Here is a 9990-nt window from a genome sequence, read left to right as displayed (position 1 = left end):
TGGTGCTGACGTGCCCGTGCTCGCTCGCCGGGATCAGTGCGGTCCCGCCGTAGCGGTTGATGCTCCTCACGTCGGCGCCGGCCTCGATCGTCATCTTCAGTATCTCGTCGAAGCCCTCGGCTCCGGAGTAGAGGAATGCGGAGTCCTGGAGTCCGTCCTTCGCGTTCACGTCGGCTCCCGCATCGATGAGCACGTGTGCAACATCGACGTCGTTGTTCTTGGTCGCCGCGATCACCGGGGTGACATCGTCCGGGCCGCGCGACTCAATATCTGCACCATCGGCTATGGCCTGCCGTGCGGCATCCGCATCCGACGAGTCGACCGCACTCCACAACGCCTTGGTCGGGTCGGCCTCTCCGTCGCCTGACTGGCCGGATGCCGGAGTGCACGCCGCGAGCACACCGGCGGTGAATACGGTGATTAGCAGGAAGACGCCCGTTCGGACGGCGCGATACCCAGTCATCCACAAACGGTATACCGAATCGACCGAGGTTGCATGGCTTCTCAGAGACCCATGCCTGTCAAGATGAGCCCGGGCGGCTATCTCACCTCGAACAGCCCGTGCGCGCCGCGCTCGGCGTCGATCATGAAGTGCGACACGAACGGATACGTGCCCTTCTCGGGGAAGGCCAGCTCCACGAACCCGCCCTGCGCAGGCTGCAGCCCGAGCGCCTGCGAACCCGTGTCGCTCGAGCGGTTCAGCAGATACGCGCCCTCCGCCCACACCGTGTCGAACTGACCGCCGATCACGTGGAAGCTCGTGGGGCGCTCGATGCCGGCATCCAGTACCCAGATCCGCACCCGCTCGCCGACCTCCGCCTCCAGCGGAGCGTGATCATACTGGTTGGCGTAGCCGTTGAAGGTGACCAGGTCGGGGTTGCGGGCGGCGATCTTGCCGGCGTCGACCTCGCCGCCACGGTGGTCGCCGAGATAGTACTCCCCCTGCACCAGAACGTAGCTGCGATCGACGGCGGGCAGGTCGCGGGGCTCGATGATCACGGCTCCGTACATGCCGTTGACGATGTGCGCGGTCATCGGCATGGTCGAGCAGTGGTACATCCAGATGCCGGCGCGGGTGGCTGTGAACGCGTAGGTGAGGCTCTCGCCGGGATCGATCGTGCGCATCGGCTTGTCGGGCGCGAGGGACCCCGCGTGGAAGTCGATCGAGTGCCCCATCGAGCCGCGGTTCTCGAGCGTGATCACGAACCTGTCGCCCACCCTGCCGTGCAGGACCGGTCCCGGTGCGGTGCCGTTGTAGGTCCACAGTGTCTGCGTGATCCCTGGGGCGACCTCTTTCTTCTCGTCGCGAACGGTGAGCGTGAGCTCGTGGGTGACGGGCGAAGCGGATGCCGGGAGCGGAGCCAGCGCGGCCTGGTACGGGGCGAACTCCTTGCCGGGCTTCGCCTGCACGCCGGACATGTCGTGGGTCGCTGCGGGTGCTGGCGAGGCGGACGCCGCGGGTGCGGCGCTCGTGGCGATGATCTGAAGCGTCATGCCCATCTGCTTGTGCCCTGGGAGCGAGCACCAGCCGTCGAGGTCGCCGGTGATCACGCCGACGTCGACCGAGTCGGAGTCGCCGGGCAGCAGCCGCTCACTGGTCGCGCCGTTGGCGATCACGAGGTCGTGCATGAGCTGCGGGTCGGTGTTGGTGACCTTGATGACCAGCCGGGTGCCGATCGGGACCTCGATGCGATTCGGAGTGAACCGCATGTTCGCCGCTTCGACCTGGACCGTCTTGACCGGGGCATCCGCATCGCTCTCCGGCGGTGCGCCACGGCCGAGACCGACCGGATCGATCGCTGCGGCGCCGGCCGTGACCAGCAGCACGGCAAGGAGCCCCGCAACCGCCTGCCCTGCGCGGCGCCCGCGCGGCTTCACACCCTCGGGCACGACCCCACCATCCGCCGCAGTCACGGCGCCGGTCGCCTCCATCCGGCGGGCTGGATCAACAGCGCCCCTGGAACCCGCTTTCGCGGCGCGTTTCTGATCCACGCCGGGGGCGGTGACGGCGACGGATGCCTTGGCCTGGCGCTGCGCGCGCATCGCGCGGAGCATCACGAGCAGGAAGGACCCCATGGCAAGCAGGTACATCACGGATGCCGCGACGCGCAGGGTGCTCGACACGGGCAGCGCGCACACGACGAGCGCCGCGTTGGCGACCGTCACGCGCAGCGGCCCTGCTGCATCGAAGACAGTCGTACCGGTGCGCACGGGCGTAGGTCCGCCGCCGAGCACGACCGGGATCAGGTAGCTCAGCGCGCCGACCAGCACCTGGGCGGCAAAACCGGCGGCGAGGTATGGCACGACGCGGTCGACGAGCCGCGCGAGGGCGTCGAAACCGGTGCCGTCGGTGAAGGCGACCACGGCTCCGACAGCCAGCATCCCGACCGCGCCGACCCACCAGACCAGTGCCATGCCGACCGACAGCGCGGCGAAGCTGCGCGGCGCCTTCTGCCGGGCGGCGCGGAACAGCGAAACACCGATGACGACGAGCCCTGCCAGGTACGCCAGCAGGCCCAGTGCTACGGCCGGCAGCAGTCCCGCGACAGCGCCCGCGGCCGCCACCAGCACGCCCGCGGCCATCAGCGGCAGTGCGCGGGCGGCTCCGGTTGCGGCATGCTCGTCGGCCCGAGTGCGCAGGATCGTCGGCCACAGGGTCACGACGGTGCCCGCGACGGTCAGGCCGATCCAGCCCAGCACGTTCAGGAACGCATGCGCGAGCACGAGATTCTCGGAGCCGTCGCCACGGGCCAGCCACGCGCCGAGTCCGGCGCCGATCGTCAGCAGGGCGGCCGAGGAGATGTAATACCGGATCGTGCGTCCAAACCGGCCCGGCATGCTGCGGCGAGAACGGAGGATCAGGCCGACCCCGTGCCACACCACAGCGACGATGAGTGCCGCGGCGCCGACGAGCGTGACCAGCCAGACATGCGAGAGCACGCCGGCGACGACCACTGCGGCACCGGAGTTGGAGAGGATCAGCCGGACCGTCTGCGTTCGGCGTTCGGCCTCAGTCGCGCGGCTGCGCAGCAGCGCGAAGGAGAAGTACTGGCTCCACACCAGGATCGCGTGCGTGATCGCACCGAGCAGCAGCAGATGGATCATCAGCCAGCCCGGCATCGGCAGGGCCTTGTGGGCGATCACCGCGACGACTGTCAGCAGCAGCCAGGCCAGGGTCGGGATGTCGCGCATCGGCCAGAACCCGCGATTCTTCGCGCCAGAACTGCTGCCCGGGCCGGGAGCGGGGCCCAAGTTCGGGGTCATGCTGTGGTTCCTTCGGCAACCGCTCGGGTCTGGGGATCGACGCCCGTCCGGGAGGAGTTCTCACGTTCGGGAGGAGAACTCAGCGGCATCCTTCCTCCCGAGCGTGACTTCTCCTCCCGAGCGGGTGGGACCGGAAGAGCCAAGGCTCGGCGGGCAGGCCCCATGACGGCACTGGCCACGGCAGTCACCACGAACAGCAGCAGCGCCAGGACGCCGAGTACCCCTCCGATGCGCCAGACCACAGGCATCCCGAGTCCGTCGCCGAACCAGACCCGCACGACCAGCGCGATCTGCAGGGTCGTGATCGGTGCCCAGAACGCGGGGCGATACGGCAGGGCGATGCGCAGCACCGCGGGGAGGATCGTGGTCGCATGCGCCATGATCATCGAGAACGTGTACCCGAGGAACACCGAGTGGATCACGGCGTCGTAGGCGGGCTGCACATCGGGCGAGCCGAGCAGGAGCACGAGGGCCGCGACGGCCAGCCACACGTATCCGGCGAGGATGCAGGCGGCCATGTACCGAGTGACCCCGGATGCCCGGATGGTGCGCCGCGCGACATCATGAACCACCAGCCAGCCGACCAGCGAGAGCAGCACGATGCCGAGCATCATCGCACCGGCATCCGGGGACGCGATACCGACAGCCAGCGCAGCGGCGACCGCCCATGCGTGCAGCAACAGGCGGACGCCGGCCTGCGGACCCATCGTGATGCGGGCGAGCTCCACGCGCTCAGCAGCGATCGTGAGCACCAGAAAGCCGATCAGCCATGGGATCACCCGGGTGAGCTCGTCCTGCCCGATCCAGATCACCGTGCCGCACATGGCGAGTCCCGCGGCCAGCAGCTGGGTGAGCAGGGCCGCATCGTACTGCCGTCGCCAGAGTGGGATGTAGAGCAGGACGAAGGATGCTGCGCCTGCGGCGAGCACGACCTTGCCGGCGATCAGGGGCACGGGGGCTGCGAGCAGCAGGATGCCGCCGAACCCGAGCAGCGCGGGCGCGACGAATCCGAGCGGGCGAGCGTAGGCGGTCGCGCGCTCGAGGCTGATCAGGGTGCCTACGAATCCCAGAACCAGCAGCATCCCGTGCACGTCGGGGAGGCGCTCGGTGGTGACCGGGGCCGGAAGCCCGAGCAGCAGCAGGCCGGCATCCAGGCCGGCGAGCAGGGCGAGACCGCCGGGGAGCATCCACACCATCCGCACCGGGACGCGCCTGCCGGCGTTCGGCTCGCGGGGCGTGTTCACGACAGCGCTGGCGTTCACGATGCGGCACGCAGATGCAGCAGGCAGCCGCCCTCAGGGCGGAGGGGCAGCAGTTCGGCATCCGCTCCGGCGTCGCGGGAACGGACGATGCCCGTGACCATGCCCTCGTGCACGGCGCAGACCACGTCGGTGCGCCGCGCGGCTGCGGCCAGCAGGGGGCAGCGGCGCAGGATGATCGCGTCGTCGCGCGATGAGTCCTCGGGGTCGAAGCCCTGCTCGCGCATGAGGTCCATGACCAGCGCACGCGGCTGCTCCTCGGCATCCGTGCGCTCGGCGGCGATCGTCGAACCCCATCGGACACCGGCGCTTCGCGCGTGTGCGACCGAATCAGCGGAGGCGTGGGCGAGGGAGTCGGCGAGAGCGAGCGCAAGACCCGCATAGGGGTTCACGACGTCGGGCCGCAGAGCCTCCCAGCGCCAGCCCGGGCGGCCTCGACCCTGCGCCCGGGCCCGGATGCGGCGGAGTCGACCGTCCTGACGCAGTCGCTCCAGATGCTCGCGGACCGTGTTCTCGTGCAGGCTCGTCGCGCTGACCACCTCGGCGGTGGTGGCGGGACCGTTGGCCTCGATCTCGAGGAGGATGCGCTCACGCGTGGGCGAGTACCGCCGCCCGTCGGCGCCGCGCCGGGTCTTCTCTCGTCGCGACTTTTCTCCGGCGACTCGATCCTTTTCCACGGTGTTCATTGTAATAAAATCGGGGACAAAACCCCACCCGCAGAGACGGAGAAGAACATGGGCCACATCGAGATCCACCGGTCGCGGTCAGAGGCGACCAACCAGTCCCCCGATCAGTCCCCCACGGCAGGCTGCACGTGCGGTGAGGCCGACGAGGAACTGCCCGAACTCGATGTGCAGACCATCCCGCACGCCGTGCGCCACGCCGCCATCTTCGGCGCGATCGAGTCGCTGCGCCCGGGTGCGGCCATGGTGATATCGGCCACCCACAACCCCATCCCGCTGCTCACGCAGCTGCAGGCCAAGCACGGCGGCGCATTCAGGACCCGCTATCTCGACGAGGGCCCCGAGCGCTGGCGCATCCTGGTGCGCAACGCGGCCTGACGCCGAGAACGACTGAAGGCCCCCGCTTCGCGAGGGCCTTCAGTCACATGGTGGCAAGTGAGGGATTCGAACCCCCGAAGCTTACGCGGCTGATTTACAGTCAGCTCCCTTTGGCCGCTCGGGCAACTTGCCAGTGCACCCCCGTCCGGCTTGTCCAGTCAACCGGGGGCGCGAAGATCAAGCATACCTGCCGGAGTCGCCCGGTAAGAAATCGAACGCCGATCCCGCGCGCGCCGCTGCTTCGGGCGGCCGCTTGTCGGCTTCAGCTGCCGAAGACGCCGCGCTCCGACTCGGCGAGTGACTCGGGCGTGCGCAGCAGGCCCCCCTCTGCGCGGACGGTCGCGGCGGCGATCAGCATCGCGCGATCGAGGAGCGCCTGCCATTCCTCGGCCGACGACGGATGCCCGTCGACGAGCCCCTCGGCAACCCCCGCCAGCGTGGCGTCGCCCGCGCCGACGGTGTCGACGACACGGCCGGGCAGCGCGGCGATCGGGGCGGTGAGCTCACCGGCATCCGTCTCCAGGACCGCACCGTCGGCGCCCGCCGTGGCCAGCACCGCGTCCACGCCCAGATCGCGCAGCCGTCGGCGCAGGGCGTCCAGGTCGCCGTCGTACAGCAGTGCGGCGTCGTCGGCTCCCACCTTCACGAGCTCGGATCGCGCGGCGAGCGTCTCGAAACCGCGCACGAACTCCGCGCGGTCGTGCAGCATGCCCGCGCGAGGGTTCGGGTCGATCACCAGGCGCGCCTCGCCGACGGCATCGGCCAGTGACCGGACCTCGGCCTCGACGTCGAACGGGAAGCAGCTCACGGCCACCAGCGCCGCCGCGGCGATCGCATCGCGCGCGGCATCGGAATAGCGGATGCTGCGCCGCTGCGCGGCCTCGTTGAACACGTACTCGGGCTCGCCGTTCGCCGCGCGCTGCACGATCGCGCGCGACGAGCCGTACGCCGACGGGCTCTCGACGAGTGCCACATCGTGGTCTGCGAGGTACTCGCGGATGTGGTCGCCCGCGGCATCCGCCCCCACCATGGCGATCAGCGTCGCCGGCACGCCGAGTCGGCGCAGCCCGACCGCGACGTTCAAGGCGGCACCGCCGACCAGCTCGCGGACGCCCGAAGCGTCCCGGATCTCGTCGATCAGCGCGTCGCCGATGACGACGACCCCACGGTGTTCAGTGCTCACGTGGCGAGACTACCGGGCGGGGCGGCAGTGCATCCGCCGGATGAACGGCATCCGGCCGCGCGCACCGGACGGCGCGGCGCGCTCCCCCGAGCACCCGCCGCTCCTACCCTGTGGTCATGAAGCTCCGCGACGGCGCGGCGGCCGCGCTCATCCTCGCAGGCATCGTGATCCTCGCGGCCTGCACGCCCTCCGCTGACGAGGCCACGCCGTCCGGCAGCGCGAAGCCGTCGGCATCTGCGTCCTCAGACCCCGGGCCGACGAAAGATCCGTCGACGAAGCCGACGCCCGCTCCCACCTCGACCGTCAAGGCGATCGCGCTGCCGAAGGACTGCAAGGCGATCCTCTCCGAGGACGTGCTCGCGCAGCTGAAGGACGTGCCGCTGAACGACCCCGCCTTCGGCGAGAGCGGCACCCTCGAGAACGGCACGCTGGTGTGCATCTGGGGCTCACCGCAGGCCGACACCACCGGCCTCACGACGCGGATCGAGCGGATGCCCCGCGGCAAGGCCCTCGACTTGCTCAACGCCCTCGCCGACACCGAGGGCTACTCGTGCTTCACGCCCTCCGGCGGCACCCGGTGCGAGAAGACCTGGCAGAACGAGAAGTACCCCGTCACGGACGGGCGCACCCTGTTCTGGCGCGACGACGTGATGATCGACACGCGCTACTCCAACCTCGCGCCGAAGGGCTACACGTCCGCAATCGTGAAGGCGATCTGGGGCTGACGCCCGCCCGGGAACGGGAAAGGCCCCGGCCCTCCGAAGAGGGGCCGGGGCCTTTCACGTCAGCACTCAGTTGTGTTCGCGACTTCGTCGCTCGACAACCTCAATCGGCTCGGCGGACGAGCAAGCTCGCCGGCCCTCGCCTCAATCAGTTGTAGGTGCCGGGCGTGATGTCGTCGGTCGAGAACGCGTCGAAGTCGACGTAGCCGAAGTCGCCGTCGGCGTACGCACCGTCGGATGCGAAGATCCGGTTCGGGTAGCGCTCGCTCTTGGCCTCCTCGGTCGCCTCGACCGTGATGTTGCGGTACTTCGACAGACCGGTTCCGGCCGGGATGAGCTTACCGATGATGACGTTCTCCTTGAGACCGACCAGCGGGTCGCGCTTGCCCTCCATGGCGGCCTGCGTGAGCACGCGGGTCGTCTCCTGGAAGGACGCGGCCGACAGCCACGACTCGGTCGCGAGGGACGCCTTGGTGATACCCATCAGCTCCGGGCGGCCGGACGCGGGGCGCTTGCCCTCGGACACGGCCTCGCGGTTGATCTGCTGGTAGCGCTTCAGGTCGACCATCTCGCCGGGGAGCAGCGCGGTGTCGCCGTGGTCGACCACGGTGACCTTGCGCAGCATCTGGCGCACGATGACCTCGATGTGCTTGTCGTGGATCGGCACACCCTGCGAGCGGTACACGCCCTGCACGCCGCCGACGAGGTACTTCTGCACCTCGCGGGCACCCATGACACGCATGACCTCCTTGGGGTCGAGCGTGCCGACCTGCAGGGGCTGACCGACCGTGACGTGCTGGCCGTCCTCGACGAGAAGCGTCGCACGCTTCAGCACCGGGTAGACCACTTCCTCGTCACCGTTGTCGGGCGTGAGGATGACCTTCTTGGCCTTCTCGTTCTCCTCGATCGTGATGCGGCCGTCGGCCTCGGCGATCGGGGACGCGCCCTTCGGCGTACGAGCCTCGAAGAGCTCCTGCACACGCGGCAGACCCTGGGTGATGTCACCCGCGGATGCCAGGTGGAAGGTACGCATCGTCAGCTGGGTACCGGGCTCACCGATCGACTGGGCCGCGATGATGCCCACGGCCTCACCGATGTCCACCGTCTTGCCGGTGGCCAGCGAGCGGCCGTAGCACTGCGCGCAGACACCGACGGCCGAGTCGCAGGTCAGCACGGAGCGGACCTTGATCGTCTCGACACCGGCCGCGACGAGCTTGTCGATGAGCACGTCGCCGACGTCCTCACCGGCGGTGGCGAGAACCTCGCCGGCCTCGTTCACCGCGTCGGATGCCAGGGTGCGGGCGAACACGGAGTTCTCCACGTTGGCCTCGCGGACCAGCTCACCGGCGGCGTTGCGGACAGCGATCGGAAGCTCCAGGCCCTTCGACGTGCCGCAGTCGTCCTCACGGATGATGACATCCTGCGAGACGTCCACCAGACGACGGGTCAGGTAACCCGAGTCGGCGGTGCGCAGAGCGGTGTCGGCCAGACCCTTACGGGTACCGTGCGTCGCGATGAAGTACTCCGCCACCGACAGACCCTCGCGGTACGAGGAGATGATCGGACGCGGGATGAGCTCACCCTTCGGGTTGTTCACCAGACCGCGCATACCGGCGATGTTACGGATCTGCAGCCAGTTACCACGGGCGCCCGAGGTCACCATGCGGTTGATGGTGTTGTCCTCCGGGAAGTGCGCCATCATCGCGGCCTGGACCTCGTCGGTCGCCGACGTCCAGATCTGGATCAGCTCGCGACGACGCTCGGCGTCCGTGATCAGACCGCGGTCGTACTGGCTCTGGACCTTCTCGGCCTGCTTCTCGTAGCCCGCGACGATCTCGCCCTTGTTCGGCGGGGTGACGACGTCGCTGAGCGCGACGGTCACACCGGAACGGGTCGCCCAGTGGAAACCGGCATCCTTGATGCGGTCCAGCGACGCGGCGGTCTCGACCTTGGGGTACTCCTCGGCGAGCTTGTTGACGATCTGCGACAGCTTGCCCTTGTCGGCGACGCCGCGCACGAAGGGGTAGCCCTTCGGCAGGGCGTCGTTGAAGATCGCCTGGCCGAGCGAGGCGTCCACGAGGCCGTGGCGCTCGTAGCCCTCGGGAGCCTCGCCCTCGAGGAAGGTCAGACCCGGGATGCGGATGCGGACCTTCGCCTGCAGGTCGAGGGTGCCCTCGTCGTTGGCGAGGATCGCCTCGCCCACCGAGCCGAACGCACGACCCTCACCGGCAGCGCCCTCCTTGACCGTGGTCAGGTGGTGCAGACCGATGATCATGTCCTGCGAGGGCAGGGTGACCGGACGGCCGTCCGACGGCTTGAGGATGTTGTTCGAGGCGAGCATCAGCACGCGGGCCTCAGCCTGGGCCTCGACCGACAGCGGCAGGTGGACTGCCATCTGGTCGCCGTCGAAGTCGGCGTTGAACGCCGCGCACACCAGCGGGTGCAGCTGGATGGCCTTGCCCTCGACGAGCTGCGGCTCGAAGGCCTGGATGCCGAGGCGG

At 69.2% G+C, this 9990-nt stretch carries 8 protein-coding genes and 1 tRNA gene; 2 read left to right on the top strand and 7 right to left on the bottom strand.

Annotated features, from left to right (window positions below):
- The 4 genes from BGN97_RS09100 to BGN97_RS09085 form a co-directional block, all read right to left on the bottom strand.
- Positions 1-463: ankyrin repeat domain-containing protein (locus tag BGN97_RS09100; protein ID WP_292700361.1), on the bottom strand; the 463-nt coding region annotated here is incomplete at its 3' end.
- A 77-nt stretch (positions 464-540) separates the two neighbouring features.
- A complete protein-coding gene (locus tag BGN97_RS09095; protein ID WP_292700358.1) occupies positions 541-3264 on the bottom strand; it encodes a multicopper oxidase domain-containing protein in 2724 nt (907 codons plus the stop codon).
- Positions 3261-4526 carry a hypothetical protein gene (locus BGN97_RS09090; RefSeq protein ID WP_292700355.1) on the bottom strand — a complete coding sequence of 422 codons (1266 nt, stop codon included), beginning with the start codon at positions 4524-4526 and terminating at the stop codon, positions 3261-3263. Before BGN97_RS09090 ends, BGN97_RS09095 begins: the two co-directional genes overlap by 4 nt.
- Positions 4523-5200 (bottom strand): winged helix-turn-helix transcriptional regulator, encoded by a 678-nt coding sequence (locus BGN97_RS09085; protein WP_292700352.1) that lies wholly within the window; start codon positions 5198-5200, stop codon positions 4523-4525. The genes BGN97_RS09090 and BGN97_RS09085 overlap by 4 nt, the downstream gene beginning before the upstream one ends.
- Positions 5201-5257: 57 nt before the next feature.
- Between BGN97_RS09085 and BGN97_RS09080 the strand changes: the two genes are divergently transcribed.
- Positions 5258-5584: a DUF2249 domain-containing protein gene (locus tag BGN97_RS09080; protein ID WP_292700350.1), complete on the top strand. Its 327-nt coding sequence runs from the start codon at positions 5258-5260 to the stop codon at positions 5582-5584.
- Between the two features lie 48 nt (positions 5585-5632).
- On the opposite strand, the gene BGN97_RS09075 is transcribed toward BGN97_RS09080, so the two are convergent.
- Both BGN97_RS09075 and BGN97_RS09070 read right to left on the bottom strand, forming a co-directional pair.
- Positions 5633-5716 (bottom strand) — tRNA-Tyr (locus BGN97_RS09075).
- Between the two features lie 130 nt (positions 5717-5846).
- Complete coding sequence (locus BGN97_RS09070) at positions 5847-6767, bottom strand: PfkB family carbohydrate kinase (protein ID WP_292700347.1); 921 nt, start codon at positions 6765-6767, stop codon at positions 5847-5849.
- A gap of 116 nt (positions 6768-6883) precedes the next feature.
- Here BGN97_RS09070 and BGN97_RS09065 point away from each other — a divergent pair, with 116 nt between their 5' ends.
- A complete protein-coding gene (locus BGN97_RS09065; RefSeq protein ID WP_292700344.1) occupies positions 6884-7492 on the top strand; it encodes a hypothetical protein in 609 nt (202 codons plus the stop codon).
- 145 nt (positions 7493-7637) lie between these two features.
- Here BGN97_RS09065 and rpoC read toward each other — a convergent pair.
- On the bottom strand, positions 7638-9990 hold a 2353-nt coding region (gene rpoC / locus BGN97_RS09060), incomplete at its 5' end, for a DNA-directed RNA polymerase subunit beta' (protein WP_292700341.1).

This window comes from Microbacterium sp. 69-10 (assembly GCF_001897945.1).
Taxonomy (GTDB): domain Bacteria; phylum Actinomycetota; class Actinomycetes; order Actinomycetales; family Microbacteriaceae; genus Microbacterium.
This window is presented reverse-complemented; position numbering and strand designations above follow the sequence as displayed.

Excerpts from the sequence above, each read along its gene's own strand:
- BGN97_RS09095 (WP_292700358.1), bottom strand. The coding sequence starts at position 3,264 with ATGACCCCGAACTTGGGCCCCGCTCCCGGCCCGGGCAGCAGTTCTGGC.
- BGN97_RS09065 (WP_292700344.1), top strand. The coding sequence starts at position 6,884 with ATGAAGCTCCGCGACGGCGCGGCGGCCGCGCTCATCCTCGCAGGCATC.
- BGN97_RS09080 (WP_292700350.1), top strand. The coding sequence starts at position 5,258 with ATGGGCCACATCGAGATCCACCGGTCGCGGTCAGAGGCGACCAACCAG.